At 74.0% G+C, this 23,513-nt stretch carries 15 protein-coding genes; 8 read left to right on the plus strand and 7 right to left on the minus strand.

All coding sequences use genetic code 11. The features are described from left to right. The first annotated feature begins 948 nt into the window (after nt 1-948). Entirely contained in the window at nt 949-3,273 is a 2,325-nt protein-coding gene (locus tag CC117_RS16790; protein WP_071085228.1) for a serine/threonine-protein kinase, read from the plus strand. A 73-nt stretch (nt 3,274-3,346) separates the two neighbouring features. Here the strand turns inward: CC117_RS16790 and CC117_RS16795 are convergent, their stop codons facing one another. The 4 genes from CC117_RS16795 to CC117_RS16810 form a co-directional block, all read right to left on the minus strand. Continuing rightward, nucleotides 3,347-4,582 carry a PP2C family protein-serine/threonine phosphatase gene (locus tag CC117_RS16795; RefSeq protein WP_407673546.1) on the minus strand — a complete coding sequence of 412 codons (1,236 nt, stop codon included), beginning with the start codon at nt 4,580-4,582 and terminating at the stop codon, nt 3,347-3,349. Nucleotides 4,583-4,691: 109 nt separating this feature from the next. Next, nucleotides 4,692-6,155, minus strand: a complete 1,464-nt coding sequence (locus CC117_RS16800; protein ID WP_084132257.1) for a proton-conducting transporter transmembrane domain-containing protein — start codon at nt 6,153-6,155, stop codon at nt 4,692-4,694. After that, nucleotides 6,149-8,482: a proton-conducting transporter transmembrane domain-containing protein gene (locus CC117_RS16805; protein WP_071085232.1), complete on the minus strand. Its 2,334-nt coding sequence runs from the start codon at nt 8,480-8,482 to the stop codon at nt 6,149-6,151. The genes CC117_RS16800 and CC117_RS16805 overlap by 7 nt, the downstream gene beginning before the upstream one ends. Next, nucleotides 8,479-11,658 (minus strand): DUF2309 domain-containing protein, encoded by a 3,180-nt coding sequence (locus CC117_RS16810; protein ID WP_071085234.1) that lies wholly within the window; start codon nt 11,656-11,658, stop codon nt 8,479-8,481. The genes CC117_RS16805 and CC117_RS16810 overlap by 4 nt, the downstream gene beginning before the upstream one ends. 644 nt (nt 11,659-12,302) lie before the next feature. Between CC117_RS16810 and CC117_RS16815 the strand changes: the two genes are divergently transcribed. Beyond that, complete coding sequence (locus CC117_RS16815) at nt 12,303-12,749, plus strand: winged helix-turn-helix transcriptional regulator (RefSeq protein ID WP_071085236.1); 447 nt, start codon at nt 12,303-12,305, stop codon at nt 12,747-12,749. 119 nt (nt 12,750-12,868) lie between these two features. Here the strand turns inward: CC117_RS16815 and CC117_RS16820 are convergent, their stop codons facing one another. Then, nucleotides 12,869-13,405, minus strand: coding sequence for a glutathione peroxidase (locus tag CC117_RS16820; protein WP_071085238.1), 537 nt, complete (start codon nt 13,403-13,405; stop codon nt 12,869-12,871). 137 nt (nt 13,406-13,542) lie between these two features. Then, nucleotides 13,543-14,292: a GNAT family N-acetyltransferase gene (locus CC117_RS16825; RefSeq protein ID WP_198541883.1), complete on the minus strand. Its 750-nt coding sequence runs from the start codon at nt 14,290-14,292 to the stop codon at nt 13,543-13,545. A 1,078-nt stretch (nt 14,293-15,370) separates the two neighbouring features. On the opposite strand from CC117_RS16825, the gene CC117_RS16830 reads away from it, so the two are divergent. From CC117_RS16830 to CC117_RS16860, 6 genes are all read left to right on the plus strand, one after another. Then, nucleotides 15,371-17,926, plus strand: a complete 2,556-nt coding sequence (locus CC117_RS16830; protein ID WP_241830178.1) for an ATP-binding protein — start codon at nt 15,371-15,373, stop codon at nt 17,924-17,926. Between the two features lie 223 nt (nt 17,927-18,149). Then, on the plus strand, nt 18,150-18,569 hold the full coding sequence (locus CC117_RS16840) for a roadblock/LC7 domain-containing protein (RefSeq protein WP_071085246.1): 420 nt from the start codon (nt 18,150-18,152) through the stop codon (nt 18,567-18,569). Next, nucleotides 18,566-18,925 carry a DUF742 domain-containing protein gene (locus CC117_RS16845; protein WP_018639446.1) on the plus strand — a complete coding sequence of 120 codons (360 nt, stop codon included), beginning with the start codon at nt 18,566-18,568 and terminating at the stop codon, nt 18,923-18,925. Before CC117_RS16840 ends, CC117_RS16845 begins: the two co-directional genes overlap by 4 nt. Next, complete coding sequence (locus tag CC117_RS16850; protein ID WP_018639445.1) at nt 18,906-19,514, plus strand: GTP-binding protein; 609 nt, start codon at nt 18,906-18,908, stop codon at nt 19,512-19,514. The genes CC117_RS16845 and CC117_RS16850 overlap by 20 nt, the downstream gene beginning before the upstream one ends. Next, nucleotides 19,511-20,956: a cytochrome P450 family protein gene (locus CC117_RS16855; protein WP_071085247.1), complete on the plus strand. Its 1,446-nt coding sequence runs from the start codon at nt 19,511-19,513 to the stop codon at nt 20,954-20,956. Before CC117_RS16850 ends, CC117_RS16855 begins: the two co-directional genes overlap by 4 nt. 58 nt (nt 20,957-21,014) lie before the next feature. Next, the gene (locus CC117_RS16860) at nt 21,015-22,694 is read left to right on the plus strand and encodes a cytochrome P450 (RefSeq protein ID WP_071085249.1); all 1,680 of its coding nucleotides are present in this window, start codon (nt 21,015-21,017) and stop codon (nt 22,692-22,694) included. Here CC117_RS16860 and CC117_RS16865 read toward each other — a convergent pair. After that, nucleotides 22,681-23,334, minus strand: a complete 654-nt coding sequence (locus tag CC117_RS16865) for a nucleoside/nucleotide kinase family protein (protein ID WP_116287821.1) — start codon at nt 23,332-23,334, stop codon at nt 22,681-22,683. The genes CC117_RS16860 and CC117_RS16865 overlap by 14 nt on opposite strands. Nucleotides 23,335-23,513 lie beyond the last annotated feature (179 nt).

The raw sequence follows: 23,513 nt of genomic DNA on the forward strand, positions 1-23,513 counted from the left end.
CCTACGATCGTCCTGGACGCCGGATCACGGCGCGGTGCGGAGACTTCAGCCACGCATGGTGCCAGCCTTGTTCGAGTCGCCCACAGATGGGCACGCCGGGCCCGCCGCCAAACGGGGCGGCCGCCAGCGCTCACTGCGATCAGGCCGGACTGACGACCGGGCGCACTATGACGCACTATTCACAGCCCGCGGACCGCGGAAGTCCCCCGGGCCGACCGCCACCCGGAAATCAGGCGGAGCCCCTCGCGTCGTCCCTGCTGGAGACCGGCGTCGAGCCCGGTGCCGGGCCGTGCGCCGGGCCCGGCGCCGGGCCCGCAGGCGGGTCACCGCCGGCGTCGGGTCCAGGTGTGCCGGCCGGCACCTGATCGCCATCGTGGCCGCCTGCTTCCCGACCGTAGCCGCGGTCACAGCCGTGGTCCTGACGCCAGGGCCGGAAGGCCGGCACCAGGTCGGGCCCTGCGGCCCGCTCCCACCCATCCGGGCGGCCCGTCGGGGCGACGGGCGCCTCGTCCGGACGGCGCACGGGCATCCCGCCAGGGTCCGGACCAGCACGGACGGCCCTGCCTGTCCACTGCCCGACACTGCCTGTCCGACGCAGGTGGCAGGCCCGGACACGGCCGCCCGCGGACGTCCGGCAATCCCCCGCGCGGCCGGAGCGGCGGTCCGGGAGCGGCTGGCAACCGGAGGTACGCCACCCGCACGAACAGGCGGTTGCCCTGGTACCCACCCATAAGATGCGATGACTGCCTTAATCCCATTTGCGATGACACGACCGTTCTCCAGGACGTGGTCATTCGATTTGGGCGCGGCCCCGGGAGGGGGACGATGAACAACACACCGCCAAGCGCGGTCGGGGTAGGTCCAGGCGAGCCGGCAGCGCCCGCCGGTCGGATCGAGCCCGTGCGCGATGCGGTGTTTACTCCGCTGACACCGCATGATCCGCACAGTGTGAGCCGATATCTGCTGCGGGCCCGGATCGGTGAGGGTGGCATGGGCGCGGTGTACCTCTCGTACACCCCCGGCGGGCGTCCGATCGCGCTCAAGGTCGCCCGCCCGGAACTCGCCACCGACCCCGATTTCCGCAGCCGGTTCGCCAAGGAGGTGGCGATCGCCCGGCGGGTCCAGGGGCCCTACACGGTGCCGGTCATCGACGCCGATCCCGAGGCCCTGCGCCCGTGGATCGCCACCGCCTACGTCGCGGCACCCTCGCTCGCGGTCGCCGTCGTCCGCCAGGGCGCCCTGCCGTCGGCGACCGTGCTCATGTTGATCGCGGGCGTCGCCGAAGCACTGCAGTCCATCCACAGCGCGGGCGTGATCCACCGTGACCTGAAACCCGGCAACGTAATCCTCGCCGACGACGGACCACGGGTCATTGATTTCGGTGTGGCGCGTGCGATCGAAACATCAACCGCGGCAATGACCCAAACGGGTGTACGCATAGGAACACCCGCATTCATGTCACCGGAACAGGTCCGCGGAAAGCAGATCGACGCGGCGGGCGACGTGTTCGCACTCGGCTCGACCGCGTATTACGCGCTGACCGGACGGCCGCCGTTCGGTTCCGACGCCGCGGTGTTCCACCGCATCGAGCACCAGCAGCCCGACTGGGATCACTGCCCGGAGAACGTCCGGGAGGTGCTCGCCCGGTGCCTGGCCAAGGATCCCGCGGAGCGCCCGACGTCCACGCAGGTCATCGATCTGTGCCGGTCCGCGATCACCGACGACCTGTTCCTCTCCACAGGGGGCGGGTGGCTGCCGCCGACGGTGGCCGCCGAGGTGACCCGCTACCGGATCTCCACCGTGCCCTCCCCGACGACGACGCTGCTGCCGGTGCCGCCGTCGACGTTCCAGTCCGCGCCGACCGGCGCACCGGACGCGATGGACGCCCTCGGCACGCCTTTCCCCAGCGAGCCCGCACCGACCGACGCGATCGCGGGACCGCACCCGTCGTCCGCGCCGTTCCCGCACCGACCGCCCGGCACTCCCGGCGGTCCTGGCGTGCCCGTCAGCGCCGGTGTGCCCGGCCTGCCGGCAGCACCGGCACCACTCGCCCAGTCAGCACCACTCGCCCAGTCAGCACCAGTCGCGCACGCGGCCCACCATGCTCTGCCACCCCACCAGACCCACCAGGCCCCTCGGGCGCTCAGCACAGCCGGCGCCCCCCGGGCGCTCACCGCGGGGCGGGTGCCCCGGGCACTGTGCGCGCCGCCGACTCCCCGCGCGCTGGAGGCCGCGGCCGGGGCACCGACCGACATCGCCGTCGCCGCCGTCGGGGCACTCGCGGCTGCCGGCGCAGGAGCAGGAGCAGGCAGCCCCGCAGGCGGTGGGCCGGCAGGCGCCGGTAGCCCGGGTACAGGTGCAGGCCAGCCGGACGCTCGAAGCCACTCCGACGGTGCTGGCCGTTCAGGCGAGGGCGGCGCCCCGGGGATCCCACCGGCTGTGGGCGGGGCGCACGCCGCGGGTGACCCGCCCGCGCCTACCGGCACGGCTGCGGCGGCAGGTGGCGGTTCCGCCGCGGCGGAACCGCCGGACGGCAGCGACCGGGCCGCCGACTCTGTCGCAGCCGCCGGCGTTTCGTCGGCATCCGCCGGAAGCGAGGCCGCCGGCGGGCCGGCCGAGCCGCCGCACCCCCGCCGTACTCGCGGACRCCGGCGCCGGTTCGTCACTGTCCTGCTGGCCGTGCTTGTCATCGTCGGCGCGGTGTTCTTCTGGCTGCTGTCGAAGCCCGTGGGCAGCGGCGAGCCGGTGGCGCTCGTGATCACGCCGTCACGCAGCAACGGCGTGGCGGGCGGCGGCGGCCGCGAGGCGGTACCCAGCACCGCACCGACACCCGCCCCGTCCGCCACCGACTCGTCCGACTTCGATTCCGACGGCGCGACCGGCCCCGGCCCGGCCAGCGGCAGTCCCGCCGCCGACGGGCAGGACGGGGCGACCGGCACTCCCGCTCGCCCCGTCCAGCAGCTGGGCTGCCCGGCCAAGCCGGCGACCCGGGCGAACAGCGACGGAACCGGCGTCCTGACCAGCGCCGCGGAGCTTCGGGACGGCCCCGACGACACCTGCGACAGCAGTGCGACCTACGTCCGCGGACGGAAGTTCTGGCTGTGGTGCAGCGTCGTCGCCAAGTCGGACGACGTCTGGTGGTGGGCCCGACTCGACGGCACCGAGACCTACGGCTGGGTCCGCGCCAGCTCGATGAGGATCAGTCACACGGACGACAACGACGACGACCGGATCCTCGTCTACAGCTGCGACGGCACCGTGGACGAGCGCTGACGACGCCCGGTGCCGGACCACCCGGTGTCGACCAGCCGCTGTGAGACAGCTGGTGTCAGGTCGCGGTGCGGTGTCAGGTTCGGGTGTGGTCGGCCGGTCGGGGGGCCGGGTCCGGCCCTGATCCGCCGGCGGCGATCGGGTCGGACCGGGCCGCCGGTGCTGGCCGGTGCCGCGGCGCCGGTGCGGGCAGCTCGACGGCGAGCAGCGCGACGTCGTCCCCGAGAGCGGACCTGGTCCACCGCTGCACCCGGCGGACGAGGTCGTCCAGGCAGTCGCCGAGGGGACGGTCCTGGCTGAGTGTCTCCGTCACGGCCGACGCCAGCGGGAAGAAGGCTCTCGACTCACTGTGGCGCGCCTCGGCGATGCCGTCGGTGTACAGCAGCACGCGGTCGCCGGCCTGGAGGGTGAACGAGGTGATGTCGATGTCTCCGGCGAGAAGTCCGAGCGGCGAGCTCCGGCCGTGCGGGGAGAGTGCCCGCGCGGTTCCGGCGCGCACCAGCAGCGGGTCGGGGTGGCCCGCGTTGACCATGTCCAGCCGGCCGTCGCGGATCTGCACGGCGATGGCGGTGACGAAGTCGTCGAGGCCGCTGACGTCGGCGACCTCCTCGTCCAGGTCGGCGAGGACGGAGACGAGACCGGCCCGGTGCTTGGCCACGAGCCGGAAACAGCCGAGCACGTGGCTGGCGATCCGGACCGCGTCCAGGCCCTTCCCCCGGACGTCGCCGACCAGCAGGCGGGTCCCCCAGGGGCTGTCGACGACCTCGTAGAGATCACCGCCGACCATCGCGTCGGTGGCGGCGCTCTCGTACCGGACCGCGAGGCGCAGATCCCCCGAGACTGTCGGTGCCAGGGGCAGGACCGCCCGCTGGGCCACCTCGGCGACTCTGGTCACGTTCTGCAGCTTGGTCTCGCGGCGGGTGTTGTACCTGCTGACCAGGACGGCCATCACGCCGCCGAGCAGGATGCCGGTCAGTCGCACCATCTGGGCGGGCAGACCGCCGTCCTGCACGGTGAACAGGCCGTCGACGGACCCCACCAGGGTGCTGCCGAGGATGGCCAGCATCACGTAGGCGCCGGTCAGCACCGGCCCGGACAGGGTCGCGGCGAGCAGCGGGGCCAGCACGGTGAGTTCCAGGATCGTCCAGTGGGTGCTGGCCAACTGGATCGCGAGGATCGCGCACAGGAGCGCCAGGGGAGCCGTCAGTGCGATCCCCTGGCGCACGAGCCCGCCCACCGGGCCGCTGGCAGTGCGGGCGGCCCGCCAGGCCGCCACCCTGCCGGTTCGCCCGGCGCCCTGATGCGCGCTCACCGCGGCCAGCCCGTGACGTCCATCAGCGGGCCCCGCTCCGCCGTGTCTCGTCCAGAACCACCTTTTCCCTGTTCCCGGCCCTCCCCGGCCGTACCCCTGCCGGCGGGGCTCAGTACCGGGGCAGGATGAGGCCCGGATGCACCTGGGCCAGCAGCAGCACGGCAAGCAGCAGGGTGACGGCCCGGAACTCGCGGGTGGTCAGGTCGTGTTCGCCAAGATGGTCACGACGTCCGGTGTAGCCGGCGAAGTACCACTTCATGATGGTTGCGCCGGAGCCGGCGACGGCCAGCACGAGGGCGCCGGCCAGCGGGACGAACCAGCCCCCGACACCGTCGAGGAGCAGGTCCTCCCAGATGAAGCCGACCGTCGCCGGGTAGCCGACGGCGGTGAGCCCGAACAGCAGGAACGCCACGGCCAGCCGCGGGGTGCGGGCGAAGCAACCGCCCTGGCCGGGCAGCGCCATCGGGCCGCGCCGGGCCTCCGTCGCCGCTGCGATCATGACCGCGCCGCCGGTGGCGACCGCGCCGACCTGCCAGGCGACGACCGCTCCGGCCTGCGCCAGCCCGGACCCGGCCAGCGCACCACAGGTCACGATGCCGGTCAGGGCGAGGCTGACCTGGGCCAGCGCGGTGCGGATGTCACGCGCGACGAGCCCGAGCCCGGCTCCCAGGAGCGCGGTCGCCAGGGCGGCGGCGACGGCGGGCCAGCCCCAGTCCCAGCCCCACCCCCCGGACCGGCCGGAGCCGGCCGGACCACCCGCGGGCAGCGCCGCGGTGATCTCGGGGAGCAGCAGCAGCCCCGCCGGCCCCGCCGTGAACGCGACCAGGATCCCCGGCGGGGCGGCCCGGGCAAGGGAGTCGTGCCACAGGTGCAGCGGCAGAAGACACTGACGGACACCCACACCTACGGTGACCAGCAATGCGGCCAGCGCGGTTGTTCCGGGCCGGTGGGCCAGCAGCAGGCCGCTTGTGCAGGCGCCCACCCCCAGCAGGTGATGCAACCCGAACAACCGCGCCGCGCCGCGCCGACCCGCCCCGCTTCCGCCCTCGCCCTCGCCCTCGCCCACGGCCACGGCCACGGCCACGGCGCCGGTGTGGGTGTGGGTGTGGGTGTGGGTAGGAGCCGCCGGGAGGATGTCGACCGAGGCCGGCGAGCCGTCGCGAAGCTCTCGCCAGACGACGAAGGCGGACAGTGCCCAGGACGCGACAGCCGCCGCGGGTGCGGTCACCGCCGTGGCCGCGACGCCGCAGGCCAGGATGAGCAGAATCCGGGCGAACGTGCGGCGACCGTGGGACGGGACGGGGGCGAGCGCCGTCGCGGCCAGGCCGGCGAGCAGGGTCACCAGCGGCATCCAGCGCCCGGCACCGGACGCGAACAGCACCGCCCCGGTCACGCCATTCGGCGGGACCACGCGCTCCGCCACCATCGCGGCGGCAGCGGCGGCGGCCGTCACGGCGACGCAGCCGGTCGCGACCGCCCGGGCGGCCCGGGCGTCGGGGGCCCGGCGCACCGCGGCCGAACCCGCCAGCAGGCCGCCCGCGGCGACGAGCGGGGCGACCGCCAGCGTCACCACGGTCCGCCCGCGCGCGGCCGGACGGGACGGACGTCGGTCGGGAAGCGCGGCCGGTCCTCCGCGGGCAGCGCCGGACGGGTCCCCCCACCGGCCGAGTCACGCTGCGCGGTGAGGCGCCGCGGGGGCTCGTTCTCCGGCCAGGCGGGTCGGACGTCCGCCGCCCTCGCCAGCGCCTTGTCCGCGCCGGTCGGCCTGCCGGCCGGGCCGGCGCTGGTACCCGGCTCGGCCTCGACGTCGGCCGCAGCCTCGGCCGTCATCGGCTCCGCCACCGCAGGATCGGCCGCGGCAGGATCAGGCATCCCAGGATCTTCCGCTGGCGGCTCGACCGCCGCACCATCGACCGCCACCAGCTCGACCGCCACCAGCTCGACCGCCACCAGCTCGACCGTCGCGGGATCGGCGTCGACCGGCTCGACGGAGGCGGGTCCGGCGGCGGGGCGGGAGGCGACGGCGACATCGTCCACCGCCGGGCGCGGCACCGGGAGCCGGGGCGGCACGGACGGCCGGGTGGTCTCCGGCAGGCCCGGCGGGTCTTCAGGTCGGGAAACGGCCCCCGGACGGGAGACCGCCAGCGGACCCGGCTGCCCGGGAATCCGGTGCGCCGCAAGGGCCGATGGGGACGGTTCAGAGGTGGTTTCAAAGGTGTACGAGTCCGCACCGTAGGGCCCGGAGCCTTCCTGCGCCCGGCGTCCCGCAGGGCGGGACGTCGTCACCGGCGCCGAGTGCTGCGGCGCTGCTCCACCGTCCAGCGACCCGCTGCTGGCCTTCGGCGGTGCCGACTCGGCCGGCGGTGTCGACTCGGCCGGCGGGGCCTGATCTGCCGGCGGCGGAGCCGGTGCCACCACGGTGTCCGTCGTCGCCCACGGCCACCAGTCCCCGTGGACCGGTTCCGGCCCGCAGGCGGAACCACCCGGGCCGCCGGCGGCGCCGACCTGCCCTGTCGCGGCGGTGGCGGGGTGAGCGGGCGCGAGGGCGGTGCCGTTCCCCCCGCTGATGATGCCGGCAGCCTGCCGCTGCCAGCGGTCGATCGCCGTCAGCGCACGCGCGGCGGCTCCTCCGACCTGGCGAAGCACCACGTCTGCGTCTCCCCTCTCGAACGCGTACCGGTACAGCCGGGGCTGCCACCGCGCGGGCGTGATCCGTCCCGGCCGGGATGCGGATGTGGGGGCACCACTCTGTGCCTGCTCCAGGCGCTGGCTGTCGCGCAGCGCACTGGGTGAGCGAAGGATCTGCGCACAGCGCAGCGTCGCGTGGACGAGGATGTGCGTGAGCGCAAGGGTGTGCAGCCCCAGCCCGATCTCGGCGACGATCAGCCCGACCTGGGTCATCGACCCGTAGGCCAGCCCGCTCTTGACGTCGCTCTGGGCCCGGCTGACCACGGTGGCGTGCAGGGCTGTCAGCGCCCCGACGAGCACCACCGCCACGCGGGCGGCCGGAGCGTGCGCGAACAGCGGCTCGGCGCGCAGCAGCAGGTAGGGGCCGAGGTGGATGGACACCGCCCCGTAGAACACCGCGCTGGACGGGGTCGGCCCCTCCATCGCCCGCGGGAGCCAGCCGCCGACGGGGATCAGGGCCGACTTGGCCAGGACCGCGGCCAGCAGCAGGAAGCACAGCGCCGGCGCGTGGGCGACCACGCCCGGCGCGGTCAGGATGGCGTCCCAGCCGTCGGCGTGCGCGGGATCACCCCCGTCGGGTGAGCTCGCGAGCTGCCCGATCCAGATCGCGGCCACCAGCAGACCGGCGTCGCCGGCGCGGTAGGTGAGGAAGGCCCGCAGGCCGTGGCGCACCGGCGCCCGCCGCTCGACGAAGAACGCGATGAGCAGCGCGGACGTCAGCCCGACGAGCTCCCAACCGAAGTACAGCGCCGGCGGGTCGCCGGCCAGGACCGTCAGCTCGACGCTGCCGCCGAACAGCAGCAGAAGCAGGTGGAACCGGGCGAAGCCGGGCTCCCGGTGCAGGTAGCGGGCCGACACCGCGCCCGTCAGCCCGATGAGGACGGCGGCGACGAGCGCGAACGGGACGGAGACGGCGTCCGCACTCAGCTGCCAGGTGAACGTGTGTTCCCCGGCGCCGAACCACGGACCGGCCTCGGCACCGATCGACTCGTGGCCGGTGAGGACCATGCCGCCGGCGAGCAGCGCGCAGGCGAGGGCCACGACGGTGAAGGACGACGCCACGATGGCCCTGGTCAGCCGCTCCGACCGGGCCCGGTCGAACCACATGAGGCCGGCGAGCGCCGTGACGGCGACGGCGGGAGTGGCGACCGCGGCCACCAGCGCTGCGGGCAGGAGCCCACCGGAGGTTCCGCCTGCCCAGGCGCCGGTCATGAACTGTCCTGCCGGACCGGTCGCGGTTCGTGGGCCTGTTCGGGCAGCCGGATGACCGCCGCCGGCCGGCGCCCGCCCGCGCCCGGCTCCGCAACCGGCTCGGGAACCGGCTCGGGAACCGGTGTGCCGAAGGCTGCGAGGACGTGCGCGGGCGGCAGATGGTCACGCTGGCCCGCGTAGTAGTGCTCCGAACGGGCCACCACGGGCAGGCGCAGGTTCTCCGGCTCGTGCGCCTCGAAGCCACCGTCGCGGTGGACCCAGGTCCGTGGCGAGTACGGATCCCAGGCGACGAGCTGGATCCAGCCACCCTCGACGAGCCTGCGCAGCGGCGGACTGTCCCGCACGACACGGGCCAGCAGCTCCGGTTCCGCCTCCACGATCACCAGCAGCCGCATCGGCTCGTGGATCTCCACCGACTGCCAGGGCATGCCGGTGCGCAGGTCGGAGGCGTGCCCGTCCATGACGCCCACCAGACCGCTGATGTTGTGCGGGAGCTTCGACCCGGCGCCGAACCCGATGGGGTCGACCCGGCTGAAGTAGTACTCGAGGCTGATGCCGGCACCGACCGGCCCCGCGGACAGGAGCAGCCGGGTGAGCACCGACCCGTCCGCATCGGTGGTGGGGTCGTAGGAGACCAGGAAGGATCTCCGGTCGAGGTACAGCCCGCGGGTTCGCGAGCGCCGCCCGATCACGCAGGTGGCGTTGGTGCTGTGCCCGTACTCGGGGCGTGACTGGGCGATGTCGGTCGAGCGCCCCCGCACGTGGGCGTGCGCGGCACCCGCGGCCACGTCGGGTCCGACCGTTTCGAACCGGCGGCAGCGCTCGTGCGCGTCGAGCTCGACGGCTGACCGCAGCGCCTCGGTGGCCTGGGCGAGCGGGGCCTGCAGGTGCGCGGGCACGAGGTCGGTGTCGTAGCAGGCCAGYGAGCCCTCGCAGGTGTCGTGGTGGCCGCCGACGAACCAGGTGCCCGGCCCGATCGGGCGTCCGCGGCGCGCCAGCTCGGCGCGGACCTGCGGGTGGTTCGCCATGGCGGCGAACGCCCGCGCGTTCGGGCCGCTGCGGCCGCCGCCGGTGGCGCTGCAGTCGTAGGCCGCCGCATGCGGGTTGTTGACGCTGGACGAGCCGTGCCCGATCACGAAGACGAGGGGCCCCGCGGGACCGGTCATGCCGATCGTCGTGAGCAGCGTGTCGACGATCTCGGTCATCTCCGCGACGGTGAACCCCGGCCGCAGCGGCCGCTTGCCCACACCGGGCACCAGGCCGACCGTTTCCACGGCTTCGGCCGTCTCGGTGGCTTCGAGAGCGAGGCGCGTCCGCGGGCGCTCGCCGTCCCGGCGATCGCCAACCTGGTGATCACCGGTCCGCGGCCGGCCCCGCTCACCGGCGCTTCTCGGCGCGACGGCGCCGACCGCCAGCGGGACCAGCCCGGCGAGCCCGGCCACCGCGGCGTAGCCGGCGGGACGTCCGGAGCTGCCGCGGGCGGCTGTGAGGATGTGGTGGCGGTGGGCGTCGCGGCGCCGCGTCCGCTCGTAGGCCGCCACCTCGCCGGCCTCCACGGCATGTTCGACGACCAGGGTGGCGGGCGTGATGGTCATGGGGCACAGCGCCCGCGGGCGGACGTCGTCGAGGCCCTGGTAGGCCATCGCGACACCGAAGAATCCGGCGGCGCCGAAGGTACGGACCCGCGGGTGGATCTCCTCCAGGTGCCGGCGCAGCGATTCCTCCCGCTCGTCCATGCAGAACACGGCCTGGAAGTCGGYGGGCGGGGCGATACCGGGGAGGCGCTGGTCGTGCGCGGCGAGGGCGTCGAGGATCTGGGTGCGGTAGCGCCGCTCGTACGCGAGGTGCAGCAACCAGCGCCGCTCCCGCGGCCCGAGCCCGGCGACGGCGCCGAGCCAGGCTCCCGCCCACCGCGGCTCGCCGAGCAGCTCGGTGTCGACGTCCATGATCTGGGCGAGGACGAACGCCTCGTAGACCAGCTCCAGGTCCGCCCCGCTCTGCGCGCCGGGGCCGAGCGGGCCGAGCGGGCCGAGCGGGCCGAGGACCTCGGGGCCGGCACCGGGGCCGACGAGGCGTCCCAGCAGATTGTGGGTGGCGACCGCCTCGAGCGTGAGCTGGACGGCGAGATAGTCCATGAGGCGCGCCGGTGCCGGCTGGGACGGGGCCCGGTCGGGGTGGCACTCGAACTGGCGGACCATTCCCGCCCAGCCGCGCAGCGACACCAGCGTCGCCCGGATCGCGTCCGCCCAGGCATGCACCGGCACGCCCAGCGACCACAGCGCCCAGGCGACCGTCCGTGGCGCCGACCAGTCGCCCCGGAGCTGTTGACGGAGATGGCCACCGAGCAGGGCCCAGAGCGGGTCGCGAGGGGCGCCCATCGTGCCGTAGAGGTGCCGGAACGCGGTGAGCAGGCCCTGCTCGCGGTGTGGCAGATCCCAGGCGGCCATCCCCTGGTCGAGGAAGGCCGCGCACAGCGCCGTCAGCACCGGGTGGACGGCCTCGTCGACGTCCACGCCGAAACGCTTGAGCAGCTGGTCTCGACGGCGCGGGAGGGCGGGCGGCGGGACGGCCGGCGGGGCGTGGCGCGCCAGGTCGGCCCACAGTTCGGTCAGCAGCCGGGCCCGCAGGGCGGCGCGTGCGGTGGTGCGGCCCAGCCGGGTGCGCCGCCGCTCGGACGGGAAGCGCCGCCGTGCCTGCCGGGTCAGCTCGTCGCGGCGCGCCGCGGAGACCAGCGGGTGGAACTCACGCAGCTCCCCGCCGTCCGACAGCCGCCACGGAACCCCGGCGGCACGGGGGACGTCGACGAACAGCCCGAGCCGGGCGAGCCGGAAGTCGTCCCAGCTGGGCCCACCCGGGACGATCTCGGTTCCAGGACGCGTCCCGGTGCCGCCGATCGCCGGCACGGAACTGTCGTGCTGCGCCAGAACGGCGACGAGGTCACGGGCCAGGATGCGGCCGGAGGACAGGTGGGCGGCGAACGACTCCTCCGTCTGGAAGGCCTGCGTGCCCAGCATCGCCGAGGCGTGCTCGACCGCGTGCGAGAACGGGAGCTCCTCCAGGGCGTGCAGCGGGTTGTGATGCGAGAAGTACCCGAGGGGGGCCTGCGGCGGCAGAAGCTCGGCCACCTCCTCGACAATGCGGGTGATCAGCTCGCTCTGGTCCTCGACGTGAGCCATGTCCCCTCCCGTCCCCGATGGTGGCGGCCCGGTTCTCCGGTTTTCTCCCAGGTCCCGCGGGTACCGCGGGATCGGGGACGAATACGCGCCTCCCGGCGCCGTGGGAACGGTGCCGACCGGCCTTTTCCGCCGGTGACGGGCGGCCCGCGCCGGCCTTTCCCCGCCGGCGGGGCCGACTGGGCCCGCTGCGCTGCGAAAACCCCTGCCGAAGGCGGCCGCGCATCCCGCGAGAAATGCGCGGCCGACTCCGCCCCACCCCAGGGCCGACCAGGCTGACCGGTGCGCCACCGGCACTCCGATCGCCCGACATGTATCAGTATGGGGGACTCTGGGCCCACTCGGCACGTGCCGATCATCGCGGTGGCGAGAATCACCGGAACGCTTTCGGCGACCATCGCCCCGGGCCACCTGGGAATTCCAGTGCATTCCGTCGGCCGTCGAGGTCGTGACCTTGCACAATGCTTTACGGCAAGCACCGCCGGAGGATTGCGCGAAGATCCCGCCCGACATCATCGGCGGCGCCGGAGAACGGAAGGCGGCCACGGGGGTGGTAAGTTTGATTTTCGGATGGACCACGGCCGATCCGGCACCGGGCAGCCCACGCCGCCCCGGTGCCGGGCCACGGCCGGGCGAGGAGGCCGACGATGGGGCGAACCGCGCGGGAGTGCTCGATCGCGAACGCGCTCGCCGTCGTCGGCGAGCGGTGGAGCCTGCTCACCCTGCGGGAGATCCTGCTCGGGGTGCGCAGGTTCGACCAGATCGTCGAGAACACCGGGGCGAGTCGGGACATCCTGGCAGCGCGGCTGCGCACCCTGGTCGAGGCCGGCGTGCTGGAGAAGAGGCAGTACAGCGAGCATCCGCCGCGACACGAGTACGTGGCCACCGAGGCGGGCCGGGCGCTGACGCCGGTGCTGCTCGACCTCATGGACTGGGGCGACCGGTACGTGACCACCGGCCCGCCGCCGACGGTCTGGACCCACGAGTGCGGCGCGGAGCTGCGCCCCCGGTGCGTCTGCGCGCACTGCGGGGAGCAGGTGGACATGCGAAGGACGACGGTCACCCGGATCGGTGAGGTGCGGGCCCGCCCGTAGCCCGGCCGCGCCGACTGGCGCCGGCGGTGCGCCGCCCGGCCGAGCCGGGCGGCGACCTACCTGCCCGTCTGTTCCTTATCCGTTCTTTGGAAACCCGCTCGGGGCTCCGTGGAACCGGCTCAGACGAGAACGGAGTCGAGCTCGCCGCGGATCTCCTCGGGCGTGACGTTCGGCTCGAAGCGACGGACGACCTTGCCGTCCCCGTCCACCAGGAACTTGGTGAAGTTCCACTTCACCTCGTCGGTTCCGATCGCCTCGGGCCGCGAGCGCTGGATGTGCTCGAAAAGAAAGCCGGAGTCGGGCCCGAAGTCGCCGGGGTCCTGTGCCCGCAGGTAGGTGTAGAGCGGGTCCGCGCCGGGGCCGTTGACCTCGATCTTGGCGAACAGCGGGAAGGTCACGCCGAAGTTCGTCGAGCAGAAGTCCTGGATCTCGGCGCTGGTGCCCGGCTCCTGCCCGGCGAACTGGTTGCACGGGAAGCCGAGGATCTCCAGGCCGCGCCCGTTCAGCTCGCGGTACAGCGCCTCCAGGCCCTCGTACTGCGGGGTGAGGCCGCACTTGCTGGCGACGTTGACGATGAGCAGCGTCTTGCCGGCGTAGTCACGCAGCGGGCGGGGGGCGCCGTCCGTCGCCTCGACGGTGAAGTCATGGACAGTCATGGTCGACCTGGCTCTCGATGGGCGGACCCGGCGGCGGGCCCGGCGGCGGGCGCCGAACAGGCGCGGACACATCGGACGCTACCTGCACCGCCAGGATTCTGTCACCGCCATGGTGACGAAATCTGGCGGGCAGCCCGTCAGGCCAGCGGCGTGCGCATCTGGACGAACGACATCTCCCGCCGCGCGGTGAAACCGAGCGTCTCGTACAGCCGGATCGCATCCATGTTCGACACCACGACGTGCAGGAACGGCCGGTCGCCGCGGGCGTGCACGCGCAGGGCGGTCGCCAGGATGAGCCGGGTGGCGAGCCCCTCGCCGCGGTGCGCCGGATCGGTGCACACGGCGCTGATCTCGGTCCGGCCGGGGAAGCGCATGCGCTCCCCCGCCATCGCGACAAGCCGGCCGCCACGGCGGATGCCCAGGTAGGTGCCGAGCTCGACGGTGCGCTGCCCGAACGGCCCCGGCTGGGTCCGCGCGACCAGGTCGAGCATCTCCGGGACGTCCGCCACGCCGAGCCGGACCGCCTCCGGGTCGGCCCGGGGCGCCAGATCGTCGCCCAGCAGCTGGACGGCGGGCACCGCGGTCACCACGTCCCACCCGGGCGGCGGCAGCGACTTGAGGCCGGCGAAGCCGAGCAGCGCCCCGGGCCCGACGAGCGCAGCGAGGTCTCCCCAGGCGTCGGGATCCTTGTCGTCACTCACCGCCGCGAACGGCGACATCTCGGGTGGGTACCGCGCCGCCCGCCCGTGCGCGATGGCGACATGTGCGTGGACGCCTGACAGCGATGCCCAGACCGGGTTGTCGAGCGCGGACTCCGGGGTGGTGACGGCCACCGATCCCGCGAGAGGCTCCGGCAACGCGCTCGGGCTCGCGCCCGTCGGACCCATCCAACCTCCCGCCAGCGACGGGCGCTGAAGGACGCCCCCCGGTCAGACTATGCGCCGCCGCCGAATCGGCGCGAAAGGCCCACCCAGGTAACACGGGCGCCGGCACACGAGCCTGCGCGCGGACGCCCTCGCCGCCCGCCTGAGCCAACCGGGGGGCGACCGCAGGTGGTGTTCCGACCGGCGACACGCCGCGCCGCGCGGACGCACGATGCTTGACACGCAGCAGCCGAACCCTCCGACCTCGGGCACTCGGGGCTCCCCCGGACCGGCCCGGGTACCCCCGTCCGGAGGTGCCCGCGGTCACCCCACCCGCCGAAACCGCGCCCGAATTGTGCCTGGATCAGGCGAATCCCGCATCGCTCCAGGCCCGCTCGAGGCGTGGTCTGCGGAAACTGAGAACGAATTTAGCACATAAGCAGCGCAGCCGGTCGCGGTGCAAACAGGTCGCCAGATTAGCCGCCAGGTAACACGGTCGGGCCAGAGCGGCCGACAAGAATGCCAGACTGTCAACTCCGCACACAGCCGCACCCGTTCGATCCGGGCGATCGCACGGGATTCCAGCAAAACAGACACAATCCACCATCACTACAGAAACACAACGGAAACACTCTGATACCACTTTCGGCTATCGCCCGCCGTGGGGCCGAAGCGCCCGCCAGGCAAYCCGTCCGACCTGTCCCTAGCATGTGCAACGCRCATATGACCTGCACTGATGGTTCGGTTTCGGCTCGGGACCGACCCAGACGCAGCGGCGCATCGGGGCGACGGCGAGGGGGCGAAGATCGACGCGGTCAGCACGGCCGAAGACGGGCTCCAAACCGGTGCTCACCAGCACCGGAATGCACCGCGGAGCGGCCAGGTAGACATATTCGTCCACGCCGGCGACAGACGTTGGAACAAAGGCGTCTGTGACCGGTCGGGGACGCTTCATCGGGATTCCGGGGCGACCCCCGGAAGCGGCTCCGGGGCCACCGGTCGGGTCGGGAACACGCTGCGGCCGAATGCATTCACCGTGGCTTTTCCGGACCGCGGCGGACCGGTCCTGAGCCACCGACCACCGACGACGAGGACCTGATCGATGTCAGAACACGCAATCGCTCGTCATCAGGTGCAGCGGCCACCGACCGCGCGTGAGCTGATCGGGCCGCCGGTCGCGGCGGTCCTGGCCGTGATGCTCATCGGCCTCGCCACTGCTGCCTCCTCGCCCGCCGGGGCGCGCGGGCCGGTGCTGTTCTGCGCCTGCGTCGCCGCCATGATCGTCGGGTTGGCAACCGTCATGGCCGTCCGCAACCGGCAGCTCGCCCGCGAACTGCGTAACCGGATCGTCGCCCTCGAGTCACGGGCCAGGACCTCGTCCGCACACACCGAGCGCCTCTCCCGCGAAGTCCTCCCCCTCGTCGTCACCCGTCTGCGCGAGGGCACCACGGTCCAGACGGCCCTCGCCGAGGCGCCGCGCGGCACGGACGACGCCCACCTGCACATCCTGCGCACGGTGGCCGAGGAGGTCAGCCGCGGCGAACGCATGCGGTCCGCCGCGATGGCGGCCTGCGCGAGCGCCGCCGGGCGCATGCAGGCGCTGAGCACCAGCATGCTGGCCGACCTGCGCGCGATGGAGGAGCGGCACAGCGAGGAGGTCCTCGGCGACCTGCTGCGGCTCGATCACCTCACCGCCCAGGCCAGCCGGCTCGCGGACAGCATCGCGGTGCTCACCGGCGGGCGCTCCGGCCGCCGGTGGACGAAGCCGATCGTCATGGAGAGCATCCTGCGCGGGGCGATGGGACGGATCAGCGCCTACCAGCGGATCCGGCTGCACTCGACCAGCACGGTGGCTGTGGTCGGCTACGCCGCCGAAGGCGTCATGCATGCGCTGGCCGAGCTCATGGACAACGCCACCAGCTTCTCCCCGCCCTCCGAGGAAGTGCACGTCTACGTCGAGGAGGTGCAGACCGGCGTCGTCATCACGATCGAGGACGGCGGCCTGGTCATGGGGCAGGCGGCACTGGCCCGAGCCGAGCGTGCGGTCTCCGCGGAGGCGCTCGACCTCACCACTCTCTCCGGCACACGCCTGGGACTGGCCGTGGTCGGCGTCCTCGCCCGCAAGCACGGCCTGACCGTGTCCTTCCGCCCCTCGTCCCGGGGCGGCACCGGGGTCATCCTGATGATCCCGCGCCAGCTCATCACAGCCCCGCGCTCCGTGGAGCCCCCGCCCGCGCTCGCGGACACGACCGACGCGGCCACCACCGGCCTGCGCACCGCCGTCACCGCCAGGACCCCGCGGGCCCTGCCCCCAGCGCCCGCCGCGGCCGCCGCGGCGGCGAGCACTCTCGTCCCGCGCACGGGGCCGGCGGGCGGAGCCGACCTGCGTGGCCTCAGCCTCCCGCCACGGCGTTCCGACCGGGCGGACCGTTCCGACCAGCCCAACCGGACCGACCAGCCCAACCGGACCGACCAGCCCGAGCGGACCGACCGGCCGTTCGCCGCGACGGCCGAGGGATCCCTGCCGACCCGCGGACACGGCGCGTTCCAGCACCGCGGCACCACCAGGAACCTGCCGCCGGACGTCCACGGCACGCCCCGTCGCACTCTGGACGGGGACGTCTCCACCACCGCCGATCTCGGCACCGCGGGAACGTTCGCGATGACCGGCACGCTGCGCGCCGTCGGCGGGCTCGGTGCCGTGGACGCGGGCGCCGTGACCGCGCGGATCACCCTGCCCAAGCGGGCCCGCGGCCAGTCGCTCACCGCCAGTACCAGCCGGGCCGCCGCGCCGACGACCACCCGTCCACGCTCGCACCGGGCCCGCCGCAGCTCCATCGCGAACTTCGCGGCGTTCCGCCGGGCAATGCGCCCGGCGGGATCCGCCAGCACACGGACATCGCCCGCCCGCCCAGCTCCCGCGCCGGCGGAGTCCGCCTCAGCCCCGTCGCCCCTGACCCCGGTACCGACGGCGTCATCGCCCGTGACCCCGGCACCGACGACACCGTTCACCGCATCATCCGGCGAGGCCGCCGGCCTGCCCGCGCCCATCGAGGCGGCACCCGTCGAGCCGACAGCCGCCGGCAACGGCCCGGACGACATCGCACCCGCACCCACGCCCACGCCCGAGCCCGGCGCCAGCGCCAGCGCCAGCGCCAGCGCGACGCCAGACGCGACGTCCACCGTTCGAGCACTTGCCCTGGCGCCTCCCCCCGCCCTTGCCCTGGCCCCTCCCCCTGCCGCTGCGCCCACACCGACGCCCGAGCCTGCACCGATCATGGACGAGGCGAACCACGCCAAGCCGGACGACGGCGTCGAGCCCACCGGCCACGGCACCTCCGCCGCCCACGCCGAACCGGCCGCGGGCAGCACCGAGCCGGATTCCGGCAGCACCATGCGCTCCACCAGCACCGCGGAAACGGATGGAACCGGGGGAACCAGCACCGGCCGGGCCATGGGCACCCGAAAGAGCGCAGCCGCGGGCAGCAGCGTGGCGCAGGACGGACCGCGGGACGCGGCGGTCCCGGCAGCCGCACCGACCTCCCGCGGCCCCGGACGCGACGGGCGGGCAGCCGTCCCGCGCCCGGGGCCGGCGCGGGCGGGCCGGCCGAGGAGGCCCCGCCGCGACGACGGCGACGACGTCCCGGCAGGCCGGTAGTGGCGCCGGCCGGCCTGCCGGACGGCCGGGCCAGCCCGACCCTGGCCCGGCTGCCGGCAGGCAGCAGCAGCGCCGGCACCAGCACCAGCACCAGCACCGGCAACGGCAACGGCGCCGGATCGAACGACCAGGGCTTCCCAGAACGACCAGACCAGCACTGGACGACCCGATTGGAGGCAGGGGCAGGCCGGGCGGGCACACCGCACGGCGCCCCGCAATCCCGATGAATACCACTGAGAGCGACCTTGACTGGCTGCTGGAGAATCTCCTGGCGCGTACCCCCGGGACCCACCACGCCCTGGTGCTCTCCCGGGACGGGCTCAAGCTGTGCCGGTCGGCGGGCCTGAGCATCGACCAGGCCGACCAGCTCTCCGCGATCGCCTCCGGCATCCAGAGCCTGGCGCACGGGGCGTCCATCGAGTTCGGGGACGGCACCGGAGGCGTCCGGCAGTCGATGACCGAGTTCCACGGCGGACTGCTGTTCATCGTCGACGCCGGCCAGGGCGCCCACCTGGCCGTGGTCGCGACCGACGACGCCGACGCCGGCATCATCGGCCACAACATGAGCGAGCTGGTCGAACAGATCGGCGAGTACCTCAGCGCGGCACCCCGCGACCCCGTCCAGCCCGTGCGACAGCCGTGATCCGTCGGCTCGTCGACAGTGAGGACCCGGACCGGCTCTACACGCTCACCGGCGGTCGCAGCCGGGTCGGCCACAACGCTTTCGACCTCGTCACCCTCGTCACCAGCCGGGCGGACCCCGTCCCCGGCATGCAGTCCGAGCATGTCCGGATCCTGCGGGTGTGCCGCGCCCCGACCGCTGTGGTGGAGCTCTCGGCGGACCTCAAGCTCCCCGTGAGCATCGTGAAGATTCTTCTCTCCGATCTGCTGGAGCGAGGCCTGATCTTCGCGAGCCACCCGACCAGCCCGACCGACCCCTTGCAACTTCCCGATCCCGCGTTCCTGAAGCAGGTGCTCGTTGGACTCCAGAAGCTCTGAGCCTGTCGCCCGGCCACCGCTGCAGACCACGGCCAAGGACGGCGTCAAGATCGTGATCGTCGGTGGATTCGGCGTGGGCAAGACCACCATGGTCCGCTCCGTCAGTGAGATCCGCCCGCTGAGCACCGAGGAGGTCATGACCGAAGCCGGCGTCGGCATCGACGACACCGGCGCCGTGGAGGAGAAGAACACCACCACCGTCGCGTTCGACTTCGGACGGATCAGCCTCGACGCGCAGATGGTGCTCTATCTGTTCGGCGCCCCGGGGCAGGAACGCTTCTGGTTCCTGTGGGACCGGCTGTTCGCCGGCACCCTCGGCGCGGTGGTCCTGGTCGACACCAGACGGGTGTCCGACTCGTGGTACGCGATCGACCGGCTGGAACACCACCGGATGCCGTTCATCGTGGCCCGGAACAACTTCGGTGAGCCCGAGCACTCGCTGGACGACCTGCGCGAGGCGCTCTCCCTCTCCCCCGACGTGCCCATCATCGACTGCGACGCGCGGCACCGCTCGTCCAGCAAGGACGTGCTGATCACCCTGGTGCGGCACCTCTACGACCAGGCCTCCGCCCGCAAGGAGGCATCATGAGCACGATGCTCGACCCGGGTGGCCGAGCCCGGCCGGAGACCGGCGGGCCCGCCACCACCCAGACCCTCGCGGACGTGCCCCAGGCCCGGCGCTGCCCCGTCCGGGCGCCGCGCACCACCCAGCGCGACGGGCACCAGGGCCTGCAGCGCGACCTGCGGCCGGACCAGCCCCGTCACGACCAGCCGCGTCACGACCAGCCGCGTCACGACCAGCCGCGTCAGGACCGGCCCCGCGGTGACCGGGCCCGTCACGACCAGGCGCGCCAGGATCAGTCGCGCGAGCAGCACCGCGACCCGCCCCGGGACGGCCGGCGGGACGGGAACCGCGACCCGCGGCGCGCGCCCAGCCCGATCGTGCAGGTGTCGCTGGACGGCAACCGGCCAGCCTGGCTGGTCCTGGGCTACCGGGAGCTGCACTTCGTGCTGAGCAGCCCGGAGATCTTCACCTGCGACCCGCGGCACCGGGCCCGCCGCGGGCCCGTCTCGCCCGACTGGGCGCCGCTGCCCGGGGCCGGGCGGCGCCCGTCCCTGCTGCACACCGACGGCGACGAGCACCGGCGCCGGTACCGGGCGATCAACGACGTCCTCAGCGACGTGGACGTCTTCCTTCTCCGGGCCCGCGCGGAGGCGGTCACGGACAGTGTGATCGACGAGTTCGCCGGGACTGGCTCGGCCGACCTGATCTCCGCCTTCGCGCATCAGGTGCCCGCGCTCGCGCTGGCGTCACTGTGCGGGCCGGACGATCTCGGCGCCGACGAGATCGCCGAGGATCTGGTCGCCCTGGTCGACAACCGCTCGGACGCCGTCCGCGGCCACCGCCGGCTCCTCGACCGGCTGCGCGGCCTGCTCGCCGACCGGCTCGACGAGCCCTCCGACGACATCATCTCCACCCTGGTCGACCACCCCGAGGAACTGACCGACGATGAGATCGTCGAGGATCTGGCGGTCGTCCTCGGCCTCGGGATGCGCACGGTGACGGCCTGGATCGGCACCTCGCTGCGCCTGCTGCTGACCGACGGATCGTTCGCCCTGGAGCTGTCCGGCGGTCGGCGCAGCGTCATGCAGGCACTCACCCAGGTCCTCTGGGAGGACACCCCGGTGCAGGTCGCCGCGGGCCGCTGGGCCGCCCGCGACATCCAGCTCGGCGGGCAGCACATCCAGGCCGGCGACATGATCGCCCTCGGCCTGGCCGCGGCGAACTCCGACCCGCGGGTGACCGGAGCCGGCACCAACAGCGCCCACCTGTCCTTCGGGCACGGCGCCCACCGCTGCCCCTACCCCGCGCAGGAGATCGCCGAGGTCATCACCCGGACCGCGATCGAAGTGCTCCTCGACAGACTGCCCAACATCCGGCTCGCCGTCCCGGCCGAGGCGCTGGTCTGGCGGCGCACCGCCTGGAACCGGGCCCTGACAGCCCTGCCAGTGCGGTTCAGCCCCGTTTGACGACCGCGACCGGCCGCGCCGCTGCGGCACCACGCTGAACCCAGGCCGGAGACTGCCCATGACCCATCCCCATCCCCGCCAGCTCGGCGCATGCGCGAGCGGCATGCCCCGTGCGCTCGGCGCCGCGCGCCAGTACGGCGCGCTGCGCCAGTACGGCGCGATCTGCCCGCAGCCGGCGACCCGCCGCGGCGGCGGCACGGCGGCGCCCGACGCACCGACCACCCCCACCCCGACCCGTGCACCAGCGCCGCCCCGGACGCCTTCGCCGGGAAACGCCGCGGGCTCCGCAGGCGCGGCGGGCGCGGCAGGCACTGCAGGGGCCGCGGGCTCCGCGGTCCGACCCGCGACCCGCCCCGGCGCCGGGGCGCCATCCCGGCAGGTCGCCGGGCCGGCTGCCGGCCCCTCCATGGCCAGGAGCCCGGCCCTGTCTCTCCCCCCCTCGGCCCCGCCGGTCCCGCCGGTCGCTCCGCCCGGAGAGGAAGGCCGGGGCCGGGAGCGGGCCCAGACACCCGGCCGCTCTGACTTCGGTGAGCGCTGGCCGGCGCACGGCGCGGCCGTGCGACTGCCGGGCGGCGGGCCCGGCAACGACCTCGCCGGCTTCTACCGGCGTCTGCGCGACCAGCAGGGACCGGTCGCGCCGGTCCTGCTGGAGGCGGACATCCCGGCCTGGCTTGTCCTCGGCTACCGCGAGGTGGTCTACGTCGCCGGCACCCCGGCGCTGTTCGGGCGGGACTGCCGGATCTGGAACGCCTGGGACCTCGTCCCGGCGGGCTGGCCGCTGCAGTCGGTGGTCGGCCAGCGGCCGTCCCTGCGCAGCCTGGACGGGCCGGCGCACACCCGCCGGCTGGAGGCGATCGGCGACGTGCTCGGCATGTTCGAGCCGCACGAGCTGCGGGCGCGGGCGACCCGCGGCGCCGACACCCTCATCGACGCGGTCGCCGGCACCGGCCGGGCCGAACTGATCACCCAGTACGCCGGCCCACTGCCGGCGATGGTCACCGCCGGCATCTGGGGCCTGCCGGACAGCGACCTGACCGGGCTGGCCCGGGACCTCACGCTGCTCGTCAGCGGCGGCACGGGTTCGCGGGACGCCCGCCGGCACGTACACGCGATGCTGATGCGGGTCGTCCGCCGCCGCCGCTCGCAGCCCACCGACGACGCCGTGTCGGCACTGATCAGCCATCCGGCCGACCTCGGCGACGACGAGATCGTCGAGGACGTCATGGCGACCCTGATCGCGGGCCATGCCCCGACCGCCGACTGGATCGGCAACACCCTGCGGCTCATGCTGACCGACGACCGGTTCGCGGTGGATCTCTCCGGGGGCCGGCTCAGCATCGGCAGCGCGATGGCCGAGGTGCTGTGGGCCGACCCGCCGATCCAGAACCTCGTCGCCCGCTGGGCCCGCCGGGACGTCCGGCTCGGCGGCCGGTGGATCCGGGCCGGGGACCTGCTGCTCTTCGGGCTCTCCGCGGCCAACGCGGACCCGCGGGCACGACCGCAGCCGTCCGGGCGGGCCGCGGGCAACAACGCGCACCTGGCGTTCGGGCACGGCGAGCACCGGTGCCCGTTCCCCGCGCAGATGGCCGCCGAGACCATCGCGACGACCGCCGTCGAGGTGCTTCTCGACCGCCTGCCAGGCCTGGAACTCGCCGTGGAGCCCGCGGCACTGCAGTGGCGCCCGTCGGTCTGGGTCCGCAGCCTCGCCGCCCTGCCGGTGCGCTTCACTCCGCTGTGACCGGAGCGGCCAGGCCCGCCTCGCGCAGGACGCCCGCGACGTGCGCCAGCACCGCCGGCGCGGGCGGATCGGCGTCGACGACCACGCAGTCGACACCTGACATCACCTCGTCGTACCGGGCGCACAGCGCGGTGGTGTGACGCAGCAGTGCCGCCTCGTCGCGGCACAGCACGCGGGCCAGCCGCGCGGCGGCGACCCGCGGCGACACCCGCAGGTAGAGCAGGACGTCAGGAGGCGGCACCTGCGCGGCTATCTGCAGGTACCACTCGGCATACTCGCCGATGTCTCCGCAGTAGACCTCCCAGGTCTGCAGCCAGCGGTCCGCGACGACCAGATCGGCTCCGGCGAAGGTCTCCCGCGCGTACTCGAACTGGACGGCGCACTCGACCAGGCTGGCGGTGTGCAGCAGGTTCGCCGGCACCCGGCCCCGCTGCCCGTCGGGCCCGGCCAGGCGCCCGGCGAGCTCCTCGAGTGCGGCGGACGTCCGCGGCGCGAGCCGGAGCCCCGCGGCCCCGGGGCGGGCGGCCAGCCACCGCGCCAGGGCCCGCTTCCCGCAGCCCGCCGGTCCCTCGACCGCCACCAGCGCATACGGGAGTACCGGTGTCGTTCCGTCAGTAAAGGCTTCGCTGGCCACACACATCCCGACCGGATCGGCTGCCCCCCGGCGCCTGGCAGACCCGATTCTGCTGCCCTGCGGGCGGTACGGCAAGGGATGCCCGCCGAYGCACCGGACACCTCGCCCCGAAACCGGTTACTTGCTTCAGCACAGAAACAGGGCGCATCCGCCACGAAACCGTCAAAAACGATCTACAGTCCGGA

Source organism: Parafrankia colletiae (assembly GCF_001854655.1).
In the GTDB taxonomy this organism is placed as follows: Bacteria; Actinomycetota; Actinomycetes; order Frankiales; family Frankiaceae; genus Parafrankia; species Parafrankia colletiae.